Annotated in this window: 20 protein-coding genes and 1 pseudogene; 20 read left to right on the plus strand and 1 reads right to left on the minus strand. The window is 74.5% G+C overall.

Annotation, left to right across the window (positions count from 1 at the left end):
* Positions 1 to 60: 60 nt before the first annotated feature.
* From FRZ03_RS00880 to FRZ03_RS00925, 10 genes are all read left to right on the plus strand, one after another.
* Entirely contained in the window at positions 61 to 396 is a 336-nt protein-coding gene (locus tag FRZ03_RS00880) for a hypothetical protein (RefSeq protein ID WP_146463058.1), read from the plus strand.
* Between the two features lie 124 nt (positions 397 to 520).
* Complete coding sequence (locus tag FRZ03_RS00885; protein WP_146463059.1) at positions 521 to 874, plus strand: hypothetical protein; 354 nt, start codon at positions 521 to 523, stop codon at positions 872 to 874.
* 8 nt (positions 875 to 882) lie between these two features.
* Positions 883 to 1,137: a hypothetical protein gene (locus FRZ03_RS00890; protein WP_146463061.1), complete on the plus strand. Its 255-nt coding sequence runs from the start codon at positions 883 to 885 to the stop codon at positions 1,135 to 1,137.
* Between the two features lie 110 nt (positions 1,138 to 1,247).
* On the plus strand, positions 1,248 to 2,477 hold the full coding sequence (locus tag FRZ03_RS00895; RefSeq protein ID WP_146463063.1) for a cytochrome P450: 1,230 nt from the start codon (positions 1,248 to 1,250) through the stop codon (positions 2,475 to 2,477).
* Between the two features lie 33 nt (positions 2,478 to 2,510).
* Positions 2,511 to 2,705: a ferredoxin gene (locus FRZ03_RS00900; RefSeq protein ID WP_146463065.1), complete on the plus strand. Its 195-nt coding sequence runs from the start codon at positions 2,511 to 2,513 to the stop codon at positions 2,703 to 2,705.
* Positions 2,702 to 3,937, plus strand: coding sequence for an NAD(P)/FAD-dependent oxidoreductase (locus FRZ03_RS00905; RefSeq protein ID WP_146463067.1), 1,236 nt, complete (start codon positions 2,702 to 2,704; stop codon positions 3,935 to 3,937). The genes FRZ03_RS00900 and FRZ03_RS00905 overlap by 4 nt, the downstream gene beginning before the upstream one ends.
* Before the next feature lie 88 nt (positions 3,938 to 4,025).
* On the plus strand, positions 4,026 to 5,909 hold the full coding sequence (gene dnaK, locus FRZ03_RS00910) for a molecular chaperone DnaK (RefSeq protein ID WP_146463069.1): 1,884 nt from the start codon (positions 4,026 to 4,028) through the stop codon (positions 5,907 to 5,909).
* 2 nt (positions 5,910 to 5,911) lie between these two features.
* Positions 5,912 to 6,370 carry a nucleotide exchange factor GrpE gene (gene grpE / locus FRZ03_RS00915; protein ID WP_146463072.1) on the plus strand — a complete coding sequence of 153 codons (459 nt, stop codon included), beginning with the start codon at positions 5,912 to 5,914 and terminating at the stop codon, positions 6,368 to 6,370.
* A gap of 383 nt (positions 6,371 to 6,753) precedes the next feature.
* Positions 6,754 to 7,995 carry an MFS transporter gene (locus FRZ03_RS00920; RefSeq protein ID WP_146463074.1) on the plus strand — a complete coding sequence of 414 codons (1,242 nt, stop codon included), beginning with the start codon at positions 6,754 to 6,756 and terminating at the stop codon, positions 7,993 to 7,995.
* Positions 7,996 to 8,018: 23 nt separating this feature from the next.
* Positions 8,019 to 8,618, plus strand: a complete 600-nt coding sequence (locus tag FRZ03_RS00925; protein ID WP_146463076.1) for a GNAT family N-acetyltransferase — start codon at positions 8,019 to 8,021, stop codon at positions 8,616 to 8,618.
* Here FRZ03_RS00925 and pdxR read toward each other — a convergent pair.
* Positions 8,587 to 10,011: a MocR-like pyridoxine biosynthesis transcription factor PdxR gene (gene pdxR, locus FRZ03_RS00930; protein ID WP_146463078.1), complete on the minus strand. Its 1,425-nt coding sequence runs from the start codon at positions 10,009 to 10,011 to the stop codon at positions 8,587 to 8,589. The two genes, FRZ03_RS00925 and pdxR, sit on opposite strands and share 32 nt — an antisense overlap.
* Positions 10,012 to 10,057: 46 nt before the next feature.
* On the opposite strand from pdxR, the gene FRZ03_RS00935 reads away from it, so the two are divergent.
* The 10 genes and pseudogenes from FRZ03_RS00935 to FRZ03_RS00980 form a co-directional block, all read left to right on the plus strand.
* Complete coding sequence (locus tag FRZ03_RS00935; RefSeq protein WP_146463080.1) at positions 10,058 to 11,266, plus strand: MFS transporter; 1,209 nt, start codon at positions 10,058 to 10,060, stop codon at positions 11,264 to 11,266.
* A gap of 180 nt (positions 11,267 to 11,446) precedes the next feature.
* Entirely contained in the window at positions 11,447 to 11,938 is a 492-nt protein-coding gene (locus FRZ03_RS00940; RefSeq protein WP_146463082.1) for a hypothetical protein, read from the plus strand.
* 73 nt (positions 11,939 to 12,011) lie between these two features.
* Positions 12,012 to 12,332, plus strand: a complete 321-nt coding sequence (locus tag FRZ03_RS00945) for a hypothetical protein (protein WP_222443324.1) — start codon at positions 12,012 to 12,014, stop codon at positions 12,330 to 12,332.
* Between the two features lie 89 nt (positions 12,333 to 12,421).
* Positions 12,422 to 13,420, plus strand: coding sequence for a UbiA family prenyltransferase (locus tag FRZ03_RS00950; RefSeq protein ID WP_146463084.1), 999 nt, complete (start codon positions 12,422 to 12,424; stop codon positions 13,418 to 13,420).
* Positions 13,421 to 13,442: 22 nt separating this feature from the next.
* Complete coding sequence (locus FRZ03_RS00955; RefSeq protein WP_146463086.1) at positions 13,443 to 15,038, plus strand: class I adenylate-forming enzyme family protein; 1,596 nt, start codon at positions 13,443 to 13,445, stop codon at positions 15,036 to 15,038.
* A 79-nt stretch (positions 15,039 to 15,117) separates the two neighbouring features.
* Entirely contained in the window at positions 15,118 to 16,470 is a 1,353-nt protein-coding gene (locus tag FRZ03_RS00960) for a protoporphyrinogen/coproporphyrinogen oxidase (RefSeq protein WP_146463089.1), read from the plus strand.
* Between the two features lie 71 nt (positions 16,471 to 16,541).
* On the plus strand, positions 16,542 to 17,159 hold the full coding sequence (locus FRZ03_RS00965) for a helix-turn-helix domain-containing protein (protein WP_146463091.1): 618 nt from the start codon (positions 16,542 to 16,544) through the stop codon (positions 17,157 to 17,159).
* 104 nt (positions 17,160 to 17,263) lie between these two features.
* Positions 17,264 to 18,463 (plus strand): annotated as a pseudogene (locus FRZ03_RS00970) (NAD(P)/FAD-dependent oxidoreductase).
* Complete coding sequence (locus FRZ03_RS00975) at positions 18,460 to 18,816, plus strand: (2Fe-2S)-binding protein (protein WP_146463092.1); 357 nt, start codon at positions 18,460 to 18,462, stop codon at positions 18,814 to 18,816. Before FRZ03_RS00970 ends, FRZ03_RS00975 begins: the two are co-directional and overlap by 4 nt.
* Positions 18,813 to 20,021, plus strand: a 1,209-nt coding sequence (locus FRZ03_RS00980) for an NAD(P)/FAD-dependent oxidoreductase (RefSeq protein ID WP_146463094.1), incomplete at its 3' end; no start/stop codon positions are given. The genes FRZ03_RS00975 and FRZ03_RS00980, both read left to right, overlap by 4 nt.

The raw sequence follows: 20,021 nt of genomic DNA on the forward strand, positions 1-20,021 counted from the left end.
CGGATAGTGGGGAGGGGACCAGGTCCCAGGCAGCAGCCCGTCCCGGCACAGGAGGCCCGGATGCCCTCTTCACGGTCGCTGGCCGCGCTCGCCGGCATCGCGGTGCTCGGCATCGCGCTCACCGCCTGCCAGGACCAGTCGTCCGGCCTGATCGTGGCCCGGCGCGACGGACGGATCGTGCAGAGCCTCACGAACCCGCCGAGCCACGGATGCCACCGCTTCCCCGAGGGCGTCACCCAGGTCACCAACCAGACCCAGAGCAGCCTCCTGCTGTACACGACGCCCGATTGCAGCGTGCCCGCGGGCGGCCAGAGCGTGTTCCTGGACATCGGGGCGACGGACCAGGTCGCGAGGTCGGCCGGCCAGTGGAACAGCTTCTCCTTCGCTCCGGAGTGACGATCCGGGCGCCCGGTCCGCCGGCCGGGCGCCGAAACCGGTACGCCGAAGAGGCGGACAGGAACCGGCCACCCCCGCTCCGGTGATGCCTCGCCCCGGCGGGCGCGGCCGGAGGGGAGTACCGGTGGCCGAGCCGTTCGGGCGCCGCGCGCCGAGCCGGTGGGGCGAGGGAGCGGCCCTGAAGGAGGAGATGCCGGCGGCCGCCGCACGGCTGCCGGCCGAGCCGGGCCGGCCCCGGGCGCTGTCGCTGCGGGCGGCCGTCCGGGAGACCGGGATCTGCGCGCCCGGCCCCTGTCCGCACGTCGAGGACCGCTCGGAACCGGTCGCGACCGTGACGCGCCGGGCCTGCGGGAAACGCGTCACGCAGCCGCGCGCGACCCGGGCTCGCGCGGCGGTCCACGGGCCCCGCGAGGCCCTGCGGGCGAAGGGCCGGCGGTATTGCGCCTTTGCGCTGGAGAACCCCGGCGCCACCGGCTGATGTTCGGCGTGGGGCGGATCACCGGCCCCCGCGGACAGCCGGCCGCGCACCCGGTGACGCTGGTGCTCGGGGCCCGGCAGGAGGCCCCGGCCGCGCTCCCGTCCCCGCGTCCCGCCCAGGTGGACGGCGGGCGGGACGCTTTGCCGCGGTGGTCCGCCCCACACGGCATCGGCACCATCGTCAGGGCCCTCCCGGGCGAGGCCGACCCGGACGGCCTCGCGCGGCGCGCCGACGAACTGCTCGCCCGCATCGTGGCCGGATAGCGACGGCGAACCCCTCGGCACCGTTGACGCGCCCCTCACCGTCCATAAAGTTGCCTGAAGCACCTAACACTGCGAGGAGTGTTGGGTGGGCCCTTGCCGAGGAGGCAGGTATGACCGAGACAGTCGAGCACGCGCCGACCGGGCTCCCCGAGCACCCCATGCCCCGCGCGACCGGATGCCCCTTCGACCCACTCCCCGCCCTGCGCGACCTCCAGGCGCGGCGGCCCGTCTCCCGGGTGCGCATCTGGGACGGCAGCAGCCCCTGGCTGATCACCCGCCACGAGGACGTGCGCGCCCTGCTCGGCGATCCCCGCATCAGCGCCGACCCCAGGCGCCCCGGCTACCCCCATCGCACCGCCGCGACCAGGGCGCGGGACCAGGTCCGCAGCAGCTTCATCACCCTCGACGACCCCGAGCACGCCCGGCTGCGCCGCATGGTGACGGCCCCCTTCACGATCAAGAAGATGGAGGCCCTGCGGCCGTCCGTGCAGCGCGTCGTGGACGACCTGATCGACCGGATGCTCGCCGGCCCCAACCCCGTCGACCTGGTCGAGGCGTTCGCGCTGCCCGTGCCCAGTCTGGTGATCTGCGCCCTGCTCGGTGTGCCCTACGCGGACCACGACTTCTTCCAGCGCAACACCCAGGTCCTGGTGCGCCGTACCTCGACCGAGGACGACGTGCGCACCGCGAACGAGGCGCTCACCGCCTACCTGGAGGACCTGCTGGCCGCCAAACAGGCCGAGCCCGAGGACGACCTGCTGTCCGTGCTCGCCGAGCAGCGCGTGGCGACCGGCGAACTGACCCGTCGTCAAGCAGCCGACATGGGCGTGCTGTTGCTCGCGGCCGGGCACGAGACCACCGCCAACATGATCGCGCTGGGCACCCTCGCACTGCTGGAGCACCCGGACCAACTCGCCCTGCTGCGCGACGGGGCCGAGCCCAAGCAGGTCGCCGCGGCCGTCGAGGAACTGCTGCGCTACCTCAACATCACCCACTCCGGGCGGCGCCGGGTCGCGCTGGAGGACATCGAGATCGGCGGCGAGCTGATCCGCGCGGGCGACGGCGTCATCCTCGCCAACGACATCGCCAACCGGGACCCGGACGCCTTCCCCGACCCCGACCGGCTCGACCTCGGCCGCGACGCCCGCCGGCACGTCGCCTTCGGTTACGGCGTCCACCAGTGCCTCGGCCAGCCGCTCGCCCGCATCGAGCTCCAGGTCGTCTACAACACCCTCTACACCCGTGTCCCCACCCTGGCGCTGGCGACCGGCATCGACCAACTGGAGTTCAAGCACGACGGGTTCGTCTACGGCGTCTACGAACTCCCCGTCACCTGGTAGCACTCGCACTCCGAGCGAAACGAGGAACAGACCATGCGTGTGGAAGTCGACCAGCCCAAGTGCGTGGCGTCCGGGCAGTGCGTCCTGGTGGCCCCCGAGGTCTTCGACCAGGACGACGACGGCATCGTGGTGCTGCTGGACACCGAACCCGGTGCCGAACACGAGGAGGCCGTACGGGAGTCGGCGGCCATCTGCCCGGCCGCCGCGATCCGGCTGGTCCAGGAGTGACGGCCGCGCCCCCGCGCCGCATCGTCGTCGTGGGCGCCTCGGCGGCCGGTCTGTCGGCCGCCGAGACCCTGCGCCGCCAGGGCTACGACGGGTCGCTGACCCTCGTCGGCCGAGAACCCCACCCGCCCTACGACCGCCCACCGCTGTCCAAGCAGATCCTGGACGGCACCTGGGAGCCCGAACGGGTGCGCCTGCGCAGCCCGGCCGACCTGGACGCACTCGGCCTGGACCTGCGGCTCGGCGTCCCCGCCGCCGCCCTCGCCCCGGCCGCGCGCACGGTCACGCTCGCCGACGGCACCGAACTCGGCTACGACGGCCTGATCATCGCCACCGGGGTCCGGCCGCGCCGCCTGCCCGGGTGCGGCACCCCGGGCGTGCACGTCCTGCGGGATCTGAAGGACGCACTCGCCCTGCGTGAGCGGCTGGCGGCCGGGGGCCGGCTGGTCGTGGTGGGCGCCGGGTTCCTCGGCGCGGAGGTCGCCTCCGCCGCCCGGTCCCTCGGCGTGGCCGTCACCCTCGTCGAGCCGTCCCCGGTCCCGCTGGCCCACGCCGTCGGGCGGCAGGCGGGCGCACAGCTGGCCCGGCTCCACCGCGACAACGGCGTGGACCTGCGCACCGGCACCAAGGCAACCGGGATCACCACCGGGGCGGGCCGGGCCACCGGCGTCCGGCTCGACGACGGCACCGCGGTCGTCGCCGACGACGTGCTGGTCGCCGTCGGCTCCGCGCCCAACACCGACTGGCTGCGCGGCAGCGGCCTGCCGGTGGGCGACGGCGTGGAGTGCGACCGGTACGGCGCCGCCGCGCCGGGCGTCTACGCCGCGGGGGACGTGGCCCGCTGGTACAACCCGCTGTTCGGCACCAGGATGCGCGTCGAGCACCGTACCAACGCCGCCGAGCAGGGCATGGCCGTCGCCCGCAACCTCCTCGACCCCGAGCGGGCCAGGCCGTTCGCCCCGGTGCCCTACTTCTGGTCGGACCAGTACGGCCTCCGGGTCCAGGCCTTCGGGTACCTGAGGGGCCACGACGAGGCCCGGGTGGTCGACGGCACCCCGGCCGACGGCCGCTTCCTGGTCGCCTACCGCACGGGGGACCGGCTCACCGGAGCGCTCGGCGTGGGCATGCCCCCGCGCGCCCTGCGCCCGTGGCGCGCGGCGATCGCGGCCGCGGCCGACTGGCGGACGGCGACCGCCGGTTCCCCGGACGGAGCAGCCGAACCGAGCCGGGCTTGACACGGTAAGACTCAAGTTTTATTCAGGCTCTATAGGCAAGGGGGTTCGGGGAACACGGTGGGGGAGCGACGAGACAAGGAGGTCCGCCATGGCGCGTTCGGTCGGTATCGACCTCGGGACGACCAACTCGGTGGTCTCGGTCCTGGAGGGCGGCGAACCCACCGTCATCACCAACACGGAGGGCGCGAGGACCACGCCGTCCGTCGTGGCCTTCGCCAAGAACGGCGAGGTCCTGGTCGGCGAGGTCGCCAAGCGGCAGGCCGTGACCAACGTGGAGCGCACCGCGCGCTCCGTCAAGCGGTACATGGGCGATCACTCCTGGCGCTTCCCCGACCAGGGCGACATCGACGGCAAGCGCTACACCGCCCAGGAGATCTCCGCCCGGGTGCTCCAGAAGCTGAAGCGGGACGCGGAGGCGTACCTCGGCGAGGACGTCACGGACGCGGTGATCACCGTACCGGCCTACTTCGACGACGCGCAGCGGCAGGCGACGAAGGAGGCCGGGGAGATCGCCGGCCTGAACGTCATGCGGATCATCAACGAGCCGACCGCCGCCGCGCTGGCGTACGGGCTGGACAAGGAGAACGACCAGACGGTCCTCGTCTTCGACCTGGGCGGCGGCACCTTCGACGTGTCGCTGCTGGAGATGGGCGACGGCGTCATCGAGGTCAAGGCCACCAACGGCGACACCCACCTGGGCGGCGACGACTGGGACCAGCGGGTGGTCGACCACCTGGTGCAGCAGTTCAAGAACCACTACGGCGTCGACCTCGCCAAGGACAAGATGGCCGTGCAGCGGCTGCGGGAGGCGGCCGAGAAGGCGAAGATCGAGCTGTCCTCCTCCACCGAGACCACGATCAACCTTCCCTACATCACCGCGTCCGCCGAGGGCCCGCTGCACCTGGACGAGAAGCTCACCCGCGCCCAGTTCGAGCAGCTGACGGCGGATCTGCTGGACCGCTGCAAGGGGCCCTTCCACAACGCGATCAAGGACGCCGGGATCCAGGTGTCCGGCATCGACCACGTGGTGCTGGTGGGCGGCTCCACGCGGATGCCCGCCGTCTCCGCGCTGGTGCGGGAACTCACCGGCAAGGAACCGCACAAGGGCGTCAACCCGGACGAGGTCGTCGCCATCGGCGCCTCGCTCCAGGCCGGTGTCCTCAAGGGCGAGGTCAAGGACGTCCTGCTGCTCGACGTCACCCCGCTGTCCCTCGGCATCGAGACCAAGGGCGGCATCATGACCAAGCTGATCGAGCGCAACACCACGATCCCGACCAAGCGTTCCGAGATCTTCACCACGGCCGAGGACAACCAGCCGTCCGTGCAGATCCAGGTCTTCCAGGGCGAACGGGAGATCGCGGCCTACAACAAGCGGCTCGGCATGTTCGAGTTGACCGGTCTGCCGCCGGCGCCGCGCGGCGTCCCGCAGATCGAGGTGGCGTTCGACATCGACGCCAACGGGATCATGCACGTCTCCGCCAAGGACCTCGGCACCGGCCGGGAACAGAAGATGACCGTCACCGGCGGCTCCGCCCTGCCGAAGAACGACATCGACCGGATGGTCCGCGAGGCCGAGCAGCACGCCGAGGAGGACCGGCGGCGCCGGGAGGCCGCCGAGACCCGCAACCAGGCCGAACAGCTCGTCTACTCCACCGAGAAGCTGATCCGGGAGAACCCCGAGCGGATCTCCGCCGAGGCGAGGCACGAGACCGAGGAGGCGCTGACCGAGCTGAAGGCGAAGCTCAAGGACGAGAACGCGGACACCGCCGCGATCCGCCAGGCCACCGACCGGGTGGCGCAGTCCGCCCAGAAGATCGGCACGGCGCTGTACGAGCAGTCGCGCGCCGAGGATCGAACGGCGGAGGGCGCCTCCGCCTCCGGCGGCCCGGGCGGCTCCGGCTCCGGCGGGCGCCAGGACGACGACGTGGTGGACGCCGAGATCGTGGACGACGACAAGCCGGAGGCGGGCTGACGATGGACGAGGGCCGGCTGGACACGGAGCCCGCGCGGCTGCGCGGCCTGCTCCGGGAACGCACGGCCGACCTGCAACGGGTGAAGGCCGAGTACGACAACTACCGCAAGCGGGTGCACCGGGACCGGATGGCCGTACGGGAGATCGCGGCGGCCAACGTCCTGCGCACCCTGCTGCCTGTGCTGGACGCCGTGGACCGCGCCCGCGAGCACGAGCCGCGGACGCCGGGCCTGAAGGACATCACCGAGACCCTGTGCACCCAGCTCGGCGCCCTGGGGCTGGAGGCCTTCGGCGAGGAGGGCGACCCCTTCGACCCGGCCTGCCACGAGGCCCTCGTCCATCATGTCCGCGCGGACGCCACCCGGCTGACCTGCACCAAGATCCTCCGCCCCGGCTACCGCACCGGCCCGCACCTGCTGCGCCCGGCCACGGTGGAGGTCACGGGACCACCCCCGGCCTGAGCCCGCCCGGCCGCCGGCCGCTGGCCGCCGGCCCCGGCCACCCGTCCCGGCCACCGGTCCCGGCCGCTGGTCCTGGCCCCGGCCGCCGGTGCCGGCCCCGGCCGCTGGCCCTGTCCCGGTCCCAGCTGCTGGTCCCGGTCCCGGCCGCTGGCCCCTGCCACTGGCACCACCGGTCCCGGCCGCCGACACCGGCCCCCTGCCGCTCGCCCCGGCCACTGGCCCCGGCCCCAGCCCCGTAAAAAATGCCCATGGTCCGCCGACAGTCCGGGGCTATCCTCAACTCCGGTCTCCGGGAGGGAGGTTGACGGCGGTCGCGCACCGTCGCCGCGTCTCCTCGCCCAGCGGTGACCGCGTCCGCGCTCACTCGCCCGCACTGGAGACACATGTTCGCCCCGTACCGCCGGCTGTTCGCCGCCAAGGGAGCCCTCGGATTCACCGCGACCGGCTTCCTGGCCCGGCTCGCCCTGTCCATGTCCGGGGTCGGCACGGTGGTGATGATCGCCGCCGTGCGCCATTCCTACGCGCTGGCCGGCGCGGTGGGCGGCGCCGCCCTCGCGGCCACCCTGGTGACGATCCCGCTGCTCGGCCGGCTGGTCGACCGCTACGGACAGGCCCGTACGGCCGTTCCGGCGGCCCTGTGGTCCTCGCTCATGTCGGCGGCGCTGGTCGTCTGCCTCGCCACCGACGCGCCCACCTGGACCCTGTTCGTCACCAACGTGCTGTCCGCCACCGCGCCGAACGTCGGCGGCATGGCGCGGGCGCGCTGGGCCGAGTTGTGCGGTGGCGACGACGACCGCATGCACGTGGCCAACTCGTTCGAGCAGGTGCTGGACGAGATGTGCTTCGTCCTCGGCCCCATCGTGGTGGTCGCGCTGGCCACCGGCGTCGCCCCCGAAGCGGGGCGGGTGGCGCCGCTGATCCTGACCCTGGCCGGCACCGTGCTCTTCTGCCTGCAACGCGGCACCGAGCCCCCGGTCCGGCCCGCCGACCCGGCGGCCGGGCGCTCCCCGCTCACCAACCGGGGCCTCCAGGTGATGATGGCCGTCTTCCTCTTCACCGGCTCCCTCTTCGGCTCCCTCGAAGTGGTCACGATCGCCTTCACCGACTCCCTGGGACACAAGTCCTCGGCCGGTGCGGTGCTGGCCCTGCAAGCGGTGGGCTCCGCGCTGTCCGGACTGCTCTTCGGGCTGCTCACCCTGCGCGGCGCGGGACCGACGCGGTTCCTGCTGGGCGTCGGGGGCATGGCGCTGCTGATGCTCCCGCTGACCCTCGCCACCGGCCTGGCCTCGCTGGTCCCGCTGATGTTCGTCGCCGGCATGGCCACCTCACCGACCATGATCACCGGCATGGGCCTGGTCCAGGAACTGATCCCGCGTGCCCAGATCAACGAAGGCATGACCCTGGCGGTGACCGCCCTCCTCGGCGGCTCCTCCCTCGGCAGCACGCTGGCGGGCTGGGCGGTGGAACGCTTCGGCGCCACCTCCGGCTACTGGCTGCCCGCCGGCGCCGCGGCCCTGGCCCTGCTGGCCGCCGTCACCGGCCTCGGCCGTCTCCGCGCCACCCTCGCCCCACCCGCCCCCGCGCGCTTGGCGGCCGACAACGCCAAAGCGCACCAAGGGACTTGACCACGCCCTGCTAGCGTGCGCGCATGGAAGATCTGGCAAGCGTGTCCTGGCCGCCCGAACCGATCAGGACCGAGCGGCTCGTGCTCCGTGCGTCCGAGGCCCGGGACCGTGCCGCGTTCGTCGAGCTGCTCGCCTCACCCGAGGTGCACGCCTACCTGGGCGGTCCCCGGGCCCGTGCCGAGCTGGAGCGGGAGCTGCCCGCGGTGCCCGAGCGGTGGCCCGGGAGTTTCGTCGTCGAGCTCGACGGGGCGATGATCGGCCAGCTCCTGCTCAGGAGGGCGACGGGGCACCGCCGCCCGGCCGCCGCCGGAAAGGCCGACCTCGGCTACCTGTTCCTGCCGCGGGCGTGGGGACACGGGTACGCCACCGAGGCGTGCGCGGCGGCACTGGACTGGCTCGCCGACGCGCTGCCCGGCGAGCCGGTGGTGCTCACCACCCAGAGCGCCAACGCCGGTTCGATGCGGCTCGCGGCGAAGCTGGGGTTCACCGAGGTGGAACGGTTCGAGGCCTGGGGCAGCGAGCAGTGGCTCGGCATGCGGGGCCCGCTCGCGCCGTCCGGCCGAGCGCCGCAGGGGAGCTGTTCGGCGGGCGTCATCCCCCGGCGGGAGCGCGGTGGCCGGTGAGCAGGTCGCCGATCGCGGCGATGCCCGCGGTGACGGCGCGTTCGCCCACGTTGCCGAAGCCGAGGACGAGCCGGGGCGGGGCGGGTGCGCGCGTGGCACGGCAGGCCGTCATGCCGTAGAGGCCGACGGACCGGGCGCGGGCGGCGGCGACGAGCGCGTCCTCGTCGGTCCCCTCCGGGAGATGGGCCACGGCGTGGAAGCCGGCGGCGAGGCCGGTGACGGCCATGCCGGGGGCGTGCTCCGCGAGGGCGGCGAGCAGCGCGGCGCGGCGTGCCGCGTAGGCCGTCCGCATCCGGCGCAGATGCCGGTCGAAGCGGCCCGACTCGATCATCCGGGCGAGGGCCAGCTGATCGAGGACGGGCGAGCCGCGGTCGCTGACGTGCTTGAGCGACACCAGTGTGTCCGTGAGCGCGGGCGGACTCAGCAGCCAGCCGATCCGCAACGCCGGCGCCAGGGACTTGCTGACCGTGCCGATGGAGACGACCCGGTCCGCCGCGAGCCCCTGAAGAGCCCCGACCGGCTCCCGGTCGTAGCGGAACTCGGCGTCGTAGTCGTCCTCGACGATCAGGCCGTCCCGCGCCGCCGCCCAGGCGATCAGGGCCAGCCGCCGCTCGGGCCCGAGCACCACCCCGGTCGGCCACTGGTGCGCCGGGGTGACGACGACCGCACGCGCGCCGGTGGCCGCCAACGCCCCTACGTCGATGCCTTGTTCGTCCACCGGCACCGGTACCGCGTCGAGTCCCGCCGCGGCCGCGGCCGCCCGTACGGTGGCGGGGGAGCCGGGATCCTCGTAGGCGACCAGGCGCACCCCGTCGTGCGCGAGGGCCCGCAGCGTCAGCGACAGGCCCTGGGCGTATCCCGAGCAGACGAGGGTGTGTTCGGGGTCGGCCGCCGCCGCGCGCACCCGGCGCGCGTACCCGGCGACCACCTCCCGCAGCACCGCGTTGCCCCGCGGGTCGCCGTAGTCCCACTCGGCCACCGGCATCCGCCGGGCCGCCTCCCGCAGCGCCCACATCCAGTCCGGCAGCGGAAAGGCACCGAGGTCCGGTACCCCCCAGCGGAAGTCGGCCAGCAGCGACGGCCGTCGGGTGGGCGGCGACGGCGGCGCGGGCGGCGGACAGGCACCGGCGGCCACCCGGGTGCCCGAGCCCACCCGCGCCACCAGATAGCCCTCGGCCCGCAACTGGGCGTACGCCTCCTGCACCAGGCCCCTCGACAGCCCCAGCGCGGCGGCGAGTTCACGCGAGGGCGGCAGCCGCTCGCCCACCCGCAGCCGGCCGGTGCGCACCGCCTCGCGTACCTGGCGCTCCACCTGGGCCCGCAGCGGCTCACCACTGTCGCGGTCGAGCGTGACGAGCAGCTCCGACGGCGCATTGGACCACTCGGCAGACATGGAATTGGAGCTTACCGGTGAGCCGGCCGGCCCCTAGAGTCCCGCCATGACCACCACAGAGCCGCGGCACCCGGCCGCGCCGAAGGGCCACCCGAAGGACCAACCCCCGCTGGTGACACGTCCGTTGCTGCTCCGCTTCGTCAGCCTGATCGGGGGGTCGGCGAGTTACTACCTCCTGCTGTCGGTCGTCCCTCTCTACGCGACGCGCTCCGGGTCCGGCGGCAACGGCGCCGGGGCGACCACGGGCGCCCTGATGCTGGCCACGGTCGTCGGGGAGTTCGCGGCGCCCTGGTTCATCGGACGCTTCGGGCACCGAGTCACCCTGGGCGCGGGCCTGTTGCTGCTCGGCGCGCCCGCGCCGGCCCTGACCCTGTTCTCCGGCATCGGCTGGATCACGGCGGTCTGTCTGCTGCGCGGCGCGGGCTTCGCCCTGACGGTCGTGGCGGGCGGGGCGCTGACCGCCTCCCTGATCCCCGACGCCCGCCGGGGCGAAGGGCTGGCCCTGGTCGGCGTCGTGTCGAGCGTGCCCTCGCTGCTGGGACTGCCCCTGGGCGTCTGGCTGGTCTCCCGCCTGGGGTACGGACCGGTGGGCGCGGCCGCAGGGGCGTGCGCCCTGCTGGCGATCCTGTCGGTGCCGGGACTGCCCGAGCGGGAGGTCGTGGCCGGACCGCGGATCGGCATCCGCGACGGCCTGCGCGACGCCGCCCTGGTCCGGCCCGCCGCCCTGTTCGCGGGCACGGCGCTGGCCGCCGGGATCGTGGTCACCTTCCTGCCGCTCGCCGTGCCCGCGGGGTCCGCCGGGGTGGTGGCCGTGGCCCTGTTCGTGCAGCCGGCCGGCGCGACCGTGGCCCGCTGGGTGGCCGGCCGCCAGGGCGACCGCAAGGGGCCGTCCCGGCTGGTCGTGCCGGGGCTCGCCCTCTCGGCCGCGGGGATGCTCGTCACGGCGGGCACCCACAGCGCCGTCGCGGTCGTCTGCGGTGTCGCCCTCTTCGGCATCGGCTTCGGAGTCACCCAGAACGCCACGCTGACCCTGATGTACCAGCGGGTCCCCCCGTCCTGGTACGGCACGGTGGGCGCCCTGTGGAACATCGCCTACGACGCGGGCATGGGCGTCGGCGCCGTGGGCTTCGGCCTGTTCGCCCAACGGGCCGGGTACTCCTGGGGTTTCGCCTGCACCGGTGCGCTGATCGCCCTCACCCTGCTCCCCGCGTGGCGGGACCGTACCGCTGATCGGAGGACGGGCCTCACCCCCTGAGGTGAACCTGACGTGTCGCGCGCATGTGGTCCGGCGAGGCGGAAACCGGGGCGATCACGCCGTTGATGCTCCGCACCACACCGCGCCGAAACGGTCACCCTCAGTGATCGATTGCGTTCCGTGTGTGATCAACTGTGCCTGGTCTTCGGGCAACGGGCCCGAGATGTCCAAGGAGCGTTCATGCACAGACTTGCTATGGGCAGGCGCCTCGCCTCCGCCGTCGCCACCGCGTCCCTGGTCGGCGCCCTCGGCGTCGCCGGTGCGGCACCGGCCCTGGCGGCGGCGCCCGCGCCGCTGAGCTTCACCATCGACTACACCCGGAACACCTCCATCCCCCAGACGCCGAATCTGGGCGGGGGCTTCGCCGGCAACGGCCCGGTGCTCGACGCGTCGGGCAAGCAGATCGGCAAGACCTTCGACACCTGCGGCATCGACGGGATCGAGGGCCCCACGAAGATGGACGCCGACTGCGACGCGTACGTCGTCTTCAACAACGGGGACGAACTGAACATCCGCACCCAGGCGATGATCGACGCCAACCCGTTCGACTACCCGTACACCTTCAAGGCCGTGGTGGAGGGGGGCACCGGAGCGTACGACGGCGCCCGGGGCGAGGCGAAGGTCACCGCCGTGCGGCCGGGCGTCTACAAGGTCGACGTCAACTTCAAGTGACGCCCTGAGCCGACTTGTCGGGGAGCCGCCGGAGCGGTCCTGCGGCTCCTCCTCTTCCCGAGAGGTGCATCCCATGCGTCGTAGCGCGCTCATCGCCGTGTTGTCCGCCGGCCTCCTCCTCGGTTCCGCGAACTCCGCCCTCGCGCGGACCGCCGCGGACGACCGCGCCGGCACCGAGCAAGTGGTCGTCTTCAGCAACGAGCTGACACCGCTGACGGTCTACAGCGACCCGCACGGCTGCCAGCCCCTGCCCACGATCTCGCACGTCCTGGTCAACGAGACCTCGCGGACGGTCTATCTGCACGCGGACCGGTTCTGCCTGACCCCCGGCGTCCCCGTCCGTCCCGGTTACGGGGCGCACACCGGGCAGTTCTCCGGCGCCTTCTCCTCCTGAGAAGGGCCGGCTACAGGTGAGGCCGAGCGGCCACCGCCCGGCCTCGCCGACACGCACAGACACGTACTTCCCCAAGTCAGGAGACCGCCATGGCCGGTGAGCTGCATCCCGGCATCCCCACCGCGGACCCGGCCCGCGCCATCGCGCTCCGTCCCGGCCGGCACACGCGCGTGCGACTGGCCGCCTATGCCCGGCTGGCCAAGCTCGGCATGGTCGACTACTACCTGAGCCTGCTCGTCGTGGTCTCGCTGATTCCGTTGCGCGGTACGGCATTCGATGCCGCCTCATGGACGGCGTCGGCCGCGTTCCTGCTCGGCGAGGTGTGCCTGGTGAGCGCGGCCGTCGCGTTCGACGACGTCACCGGGTACCGGGACGGCAGCGACGCCGCCAACTACGGCACGGACCCACTGGTGCGCAGGCTCGCCCGCAAGCCGCTGCTGGCCGGTGTGCTGACCGAGCGGGACGCCCTCCGCTTCGCCCGCGCGGCGCTCGCCGCAGGTGCCCTGCTCTGGGCGGCGGCGCTGGCGCTCGCGCCCCACCGGCCGATGTGGGCCGTGCTCGGCGTCGTGCTCGCCGCCTTCCTCGTCCCCCAGTACTCATGGGGCCTGCGGCTCGGCTACCACGGACTCCAGGAGGCGTTCCTCGCCGGCGTCGGCTGGGCCTTCGTCCTGCCGCTGTACGGTCTGCTCACCGGGGCGGCCACCGGCCTCGCCGCCGTCGAGGCCTTTCTGTTCGGCCTGGGCCCGCTCCTGTTCGGCGTGTACTCGAACACCAACGACATCGCCGGTGACCGCGCCGTGGGCCGGCCCACCGCCGCCTGTCTCCTCTCCCGCCGTGGCAACACCGTCTTCATCGCCGCGCTCTCCGCCCTGGAGACCGCGGTGATCGTCGCGGCGGCCCTGCTGGGGGCCGCGCCGTGGTGGTTCCCGCTGGCCCTGCTGCCCGTGACGGCGGCCCGCGCCGCGCAGTTCACGGTCGGCATGCTGCGCGGCGACGTCCTGCGCGGCCGGCTTCTCGGCATCCGGGCCCACCGGGTGCTGGTCGCCGCCCTGGTGGCGGCCAATCTGCTGAGTGCCGGCGCGGCCTGATCCGTACAGACGGGAACGTGAGATGAGAACCCTCGAACCGGGGCTGCTCTTCGATGCCCTGGCCGACCGCGGCAGCACTACGCGGGTGCACCTGAGCCGCCCGCTGGACCTCCCCGACGACGGCCGGACGGCGTACCGGATCGAGGAGATCGCCGCGCTGGTGACACGGGCGGCGGGCTGGCTCGCCGGCCTCGGTGTCGCGCCGGGCGACCGGGTCGCCGTGATCAAGCCCAACCACTGGGACTACGTCCTGCTCGCCTGCGCCGCCGCCCGCATCGGCGCGGTGCCCGCGCTGATCTCCGCGAGCCTCCCGCCCGAGACCCTCCGGCTGCTGCTCAAGCGCCTCGACGCCACGGCCCTGGTCACCACCGCGGACACCCTGGCCGCCGCCCGCGCCGCCGGGACCGATCCGACCGCCCTCGCCCGCCGCACCCTCACCCTCGACGCCCCGGCCCCCGGCGCCGTCCCCGTGGCCGACGTGCGCGGACACCGGCCGCCGCCACCCCGGCACCGGGACGCCTCCGCCCCGCTGGCCATCATGCACACCTCGGGCACCACCGGCGTCCCCAAGCTGGTCGGCCACACCACCGCCTCGCTGGTCCACCGGATCGCGGCGGCCGAGGCGCGGCGCTGGCCGCTGGTGAGCAGCCGTCCCGGCGACACCGTCGCCCAGGCGACGTCGTACGCGCACGGACGCGCCCTCACCTGGACGCTGAGCGCGTTCTGGCTCGCCCCGCGCACGGTGGTGCTCCTGGACGGCTTCGACCCGGGGCGCGCCGGACCCGTCCTGCGCGCCCACCGCCCGACCGTTCTGGAGGCCACGCCCTCGGCCTATGTGCGCTGGCAGCCGCTCGCGACCGCGCCGGACAACCCCTTTCGCCACGTGCGCCTCTACATCAGCACCTTCGACGCGGTCCACCCGCCCACGGTGCGGACCTACCTCGCCGCCACCCGCCGCCGGCTGCCGCTGTGGGTGCAGGTGTGGGGGCAGTCCGAGACCGGCCCGCTCACCTTCCGCTGCCTCACCCGCCGCTCGGTACGCACGCGCGGGGAGCGGCACCCCACGACCCGCGACCTGGGCCGTCCGGTGCCCGGCAGGACGCGGCTGCGGGTGGTGGACCCGGCCACCCTGCGGCCGGTGCCGCGCGGTGAGCCCGGCCTGGTGATGGCCCGCACCGCCGCCTTGTGCGCGGGATACGTCGGGGAACAGGAGCGGCTGCTGGCCAAGTCCGCGGGCCGCTGGTTCGCCACCGGGGACCTCGGCGTGGTCACCCGCTCCGGCCGGCTGCGGCTGCTCGACCGCGAGGTGGACACGGTCCCGGGCGGCAGCGGTGCCGAGATCGAGGACGTGCTGCACGACCGGCTGCCGGAGGTCGTCGAGGCGGTGGTGCTCGGCCGGGCGAGCGGGCCCCCGCTGCCGGTCCTCGCGACCCGCGACGGCACACTCGCGCGCGACGCATGGTGCCGGGCCGTGGCCGATCTGCCGCCGCTCGCCGAGCCCGCCCTCGTGCCCCTGGACCTGCTGCCGCTCACCGCGACCGGCAAGGTCCGGCGGCAGGAACTGCGGGACCGGCTGCTCGACGACGCGGCGCCGTACGGCACCGGCCGCTGGACCTGAGCCGGTCCCGTCGCGTCCCGTCCCGCCCCGCCCCGTCCCGTCCCGTTCGCAACGACACCCAGACGAGGAAGTACCGCTGATGCCCGACGCAGACGTCGACGTGGCCGTGGTCGGGGCCGGGATCTCGGGCCTGGCCACCGCCTTCCACCTGGGGCGGGCCGGCAGGACGGTGCGCGTGTTCGAGGCGTGCGCCCGGGTCGGCGGACGCATGGCGGGCCGCCGCCACGAGGGATACGTCCTGGACGAGGGCGCCGAGCAGATCGCCACCCGTGGCTACGACGCCACCTGGCGGCTGATCCGGGAGGTCGGCCTGGCCGCGGACGCCGTCGTGCCGGTGGGCGGCCGCATCGCGGTCTGGCGCGACGGCCGCGCCCACGCCAACTTCGGCCATCCGGCGGGCCTGTTGACGGGCGCCGGGATGTCCTGGCGCGGACGGCTGTCCTGGCTGCGCTTCACCGCGTCGCTCACCCGGCACAGGAACCGCTTCGACCAGGCCCACCCGGAGGCGACCCCCCTGGGCGACGCGACCATCGAGGAGTACGCCCGCCGCCACCACCCCGACCTGCACGACCGCCTGTTGCAGCCGCTGGCGGGCGCGTTCTTCGGCTGGCGGCCGGACCGTTCGGCGATCGCCCCGATGGCCGCGCTGCTGCTCGCCGTCGGCGGTGCCGGGGAACGCTGGGTGGCCTACCGGGACGGCATGGACACCCTGGCCAGGCAGCTGGCGGGCCGGCTGGACGTCGTCACCGGCAACGCGGTCACCGCTCTCAAGCCGGGTCCGCGCACGGTCCGCATCGACCTGGCCGACGGCACGACGGTGACCGCCGGCCGCGCGGTACTGGCCGTGCCCGCGCCCGTCGCCCTCGCGCTGCACGCCGAACTCCCCGACGACGAACGCCCCTTCCTGACGGCGAGCACCTACCGCCCGATGCTCAAGGTCCTGTGCCTGCTGGACCGCCCGCTGCCGAGCCCGACCCCGCGCCCCTCCTACGCCCTCCAGGTCCCCGCCGTGGACGACCGGGTGTTCGCCGGAGCCATCCTCGACCACATCAAGGCCCCCGACCGCGTGCCCCCGGGCCGGGGCCTGGTCAGCCTCTTCGCCTCCCCCTACGCGTCGACGCGGCTGCTGGCCCGCTCCGACGCCGAGATCGCGGCCGAGGTCGGCGCCCACGCCGAGCGCTACCTGCCGGGCCTGGCCGAGGCCACGCGCACCACCTTCGTGATCCGCTGGCCCAACGGCCTGCCCGAAGCGACCCCGGCCGCCCTGCGGCTGCGCCGCTCCTTCCTCGACCGCCCCCTGCGCCGCGTCGACTACGCCGGCGACTGGGTCGCCCTGCGCCCCAACAGCGAGGGGGCCGTCCACTCGGCGTCCATCGCGGCGCGGCGCGTGCTCGCCGCGGATGGTGCGTCGCCCGGGAATGCCCGATCCTGATCCGTGTAGCGAACGCGACGCCGAGAACGTCCGTACGCTATACCGAACAGAAGTGGAAGGGTAGGGGTGAGATGGTGAGCGTCTCCGAGGGTTCGGTCCGGCGCATGCTGGCGGCCAACCTGAGGCGGGCCAGGACCCGGCGGGGCCTGTCGCTCTCCGAGCTGTCCAGGCGGTCGAGGATCGGCAAGGCGACGCTGTCGCAACTGGAGTCCGGGACCGGCAATCCCACGATCGAGACGGTGTTCAGCCTGTCCCGGGTGCTGGAGGTGCCGATCTCGGACCTGCTGGACGCCCGCCCGGCCGGCGAGCTGACCGTCGTACGGGCCGCGGAGACGGAGGTGCTCAGCGGCGAGGGCGTCGATCTGCGCCCGCTCCAGCGGATCGAGTCCGGCGACGCCGTGATCGAGGTCTTCGACCAGCGGGTGCGGGCCGGGTGCACCCAGGAGTCGCTCGGCCACGTGGGCGTCGAGCACACCGTCGTGCAGGCCGGCCGGCTCGGGGTGCGGGTGGAGCGGGAGGAAGTGGAACTGGGCCCCGGCGACTACGTGCGCTTCGACGCCTCGCGGCCGCACGGCTACACGGCGCTCGACGGCGAGGTGCGCTCGGTCCTGCTGCTCCAGTACCGGGCGGAGCAGCGGCTCCACCTGTCCGACCCGGGACTCGGCGGCTCCCACCCGGCCGCGGAGTAGCCCGCGCGGCGCGGCCGGGCAACCGCCCGGGCCGGAACCGTTGACAGACCCCCTGCCCGGTCTTACGTTTTCCGTCGTTCGCTATAACGAACGGAGACCGTTCGATGTACAGAACACGGGCTGTGGTGCTGGGCGCCGGGATCGTCGGCTGTGCCTGTGCCCGCGAACTGGCGCTGGCCGGGTTCGAGGTCACCGTCGTCGAACGCGGCGCCGCCGCCTCGGCGACCACGGCGCACGGCGAGGGCAACATCCTCGTCTCCGACAAGCAACCGGGCCCCGAACTGGAACTCGCCCGGCTTTCCCGGGAGTTGTGGCCCTAGGTGCTGGCAGCCGTCGCCGAGCGCTCCGCGCACGCGGCACGGGCGGTGGAGTGGGAGCCCAAGGGCGGCATCGTCGTGGCGACGACCGACGCCGGCGCCCGCGAGCTGACCCGCTTCGCCGCCGTCCAGCGCTCCGCCGGCGTGCACGCGGAGGACCTCAACGCCGACGCGCTCGCCGCGGCCGAACCCCACGTCACCCGCGAGGCCGCCGCGGCGGTGCACTACCCGCAGGACGCCCAGGTGCAGCCGGCCGCCGCGGCCACCGCGCTGCTCACCGAGGCCCTCGCGGCGGGCGCCGCCCTGCGCACCGACTGCGAGGTGCTCGGTGCGGTCACCCGCAGCGGCCGGATCACCGCGGTGCGCACCTCGGCCGGCCTCCTGGAGGCGGACTGCTTCGTCAACGCCGCGGGCCCCTGGTCCGGCGAGCTGGCCACGCGGCTGGGCGCCCCCGTGGACATCCGGCCCCGGCGCGGCGACGTCCTGGTGACCACGCCCCTGCCGCCGACCGTCTTCCACAAGGTCTACGACGCGGACTACGTGGGCGCGGTCGGCAGCGGCGCGGCCGATCTGCAGACCTCGGCCGTGGTGGAGTCCACCCGCGCCGGCAGCGTGCTCATCGGCTCCTCCCGCCGCCGCGTAGGCTTCGACGACCGGCTGCGCCCCGAGGTCCTCTCGGCCGTCGCCGCCAAGGCGCTGCGGCTGTTCCCGATGCTGGCCGGTGTCCCGGTGATGCGCGCCTACGGCGGATTCCGCCCCTACGTCCCCGACCACCTGCCGGTCATCGGCGCCGACCCGCAGCTGGCCGGCCTGTGGCACGTCGGCGGTCACGAGGGCGCCGGCATCGGCCTGTCGGTGGGCAGCGCACGGCTGCTGCGCCAACTGCTGCTCGGCCGGCCGACGGACATGGACCCGACCCCGTTCCGGGTGGACCGCCCGGCCGTGCTCGGCGACCACACCCGCATCACCAGGGAGGAGACGGCATGAGCCCCAGACGCGTGCGCGCCGAGTGCGACAGCGTCGGACGGCAGGACAGGCCGCTGCGCTTCACCGTGGACGGCGAACCCGTCGACGGCATCCAGGGCCAGACCATCGCGGGCGCCCTGCTCGCCGCCGGCCGCCTGGCCTGGCGGCAGGGCCGCACCGGCGCCCCCCGGGGCGTCTTCTGCGGCATCGGCGTCTGTTTCGACTGCCTGGTGACCGTGGGCGAGGAGCGCGACGTCCGCGCCTGCCGCCGCCGGGCCCGCGACGGCGACGTGGTCACCACCCAGAGCCGGCGCCCCGAGCCCCGCGGCCCGGGCCTTGCGCACCCCATCCTCCAGGCAGAGGAGGAGAGTTGAGCACGCGCCATGTGGTCGTGGTCGGCGCGGGGCCCGCGGGCCTCGCCGCGGCGGAGGCCGCGCTCGCCGCCGGTGCCCGGGTCACGCTGCTGGACTCGGCCGACCAGCCCGGCGGTCAGTACCACCGCATGCTGCCCGAGCCCTACCGGGCCGCCCGCCCCGAGCGGCTGCACCACGGCTGGCGGGCCTTCGACCGGCGCCGCCGCCGGGTGCTCGGCCACCCGCGCTGCGCCTGGTGGTCCGAGACCTCGGTCTGGGCCCTGGAACGCCCGGCCCCGGACGAGCCCGGGGTGCCACGGGTGCACCTGCTGCGCGGCCCGGCCGACGGCGCCACCCGCCGCCGTCTGGTCCTCGATCCCGACGCGCTGGTGCTCGCCGTGGGCGCCCACGACCGCGTACTGCCCTTCCCCGGCTGGGAGTTGCCCGGTGTGTTCACCGCCGGCGCCGCACAGGCGCTCGCCAAGGGCGAACGGGTCGTCGTCGGGGACCGGGTGGTGGTCGCCGGCACCGGGCCCTTCCTGCTGCCGGTGGCCGCCTCCCTCCTGGAGGCCGGCTCCCGGGTCCTGGAACTGCTGGAGGCCAACCCCGCGGGCACCGTGGCCGGCGGCTGGGCCCGGCGCCCCTGGCAGCTGGCGGCCCATGGCGGCAAGGCCGGTGAACTCGTCGAGTACGCGGCCTTGTTGCTCCGGCACCGGGTGCCCTGCCGCGTCGGCCGCACCGTCGTGGCGGCGCGCGGCGACGGCCGGGTGGAGGAGGTCGTCACCGCACGGCTGCGCCCCGACTGGTCGGTGGTGCCGGGCACCGAACGCGCGGTCGCGGTCGACGCGCTCTGTGTCGGCCACGGCTTCAGCCCGCGGCTCGAACTGCCGGTGGCCGCCGGATGCGCGCTGCGCGGCACACCGGGCGCCGAGTTCGTGGCCGTCGACGACGACCAGCGCACCAGCTGCCCCGGCGTCTACGCGGCCGGTGAGATCACCGGCGTCGCGGGCGCCCCGGCCGCGCGGGCCGAGGGCGCGCTCGCCGGATGGCTGGCCGGCGGCGGCACCCCGGACGCCCCCGCGCTGCGCCCCCTGCGGCGCGGCCGGGACCAGGGCCGCGCCTTCGCCGCACGGCTGGCCGACGCACACCCCATCGGCCCCGCGTGGCCCGAGTGGCTGCGCCCCGACACGGTCGTCTGCCGCTGCGAGGAGACCGACTACGCCTCG

The organism is Streptomyces misionensis (genome assembly GCF_007896895.1).
Classification (GTDB): Bacteria; Actinomycetota; Actinomycetes; order Streptomycetales; family Streptomycetaceae; genus Streptomyces; species Streptomyces misionensis_A.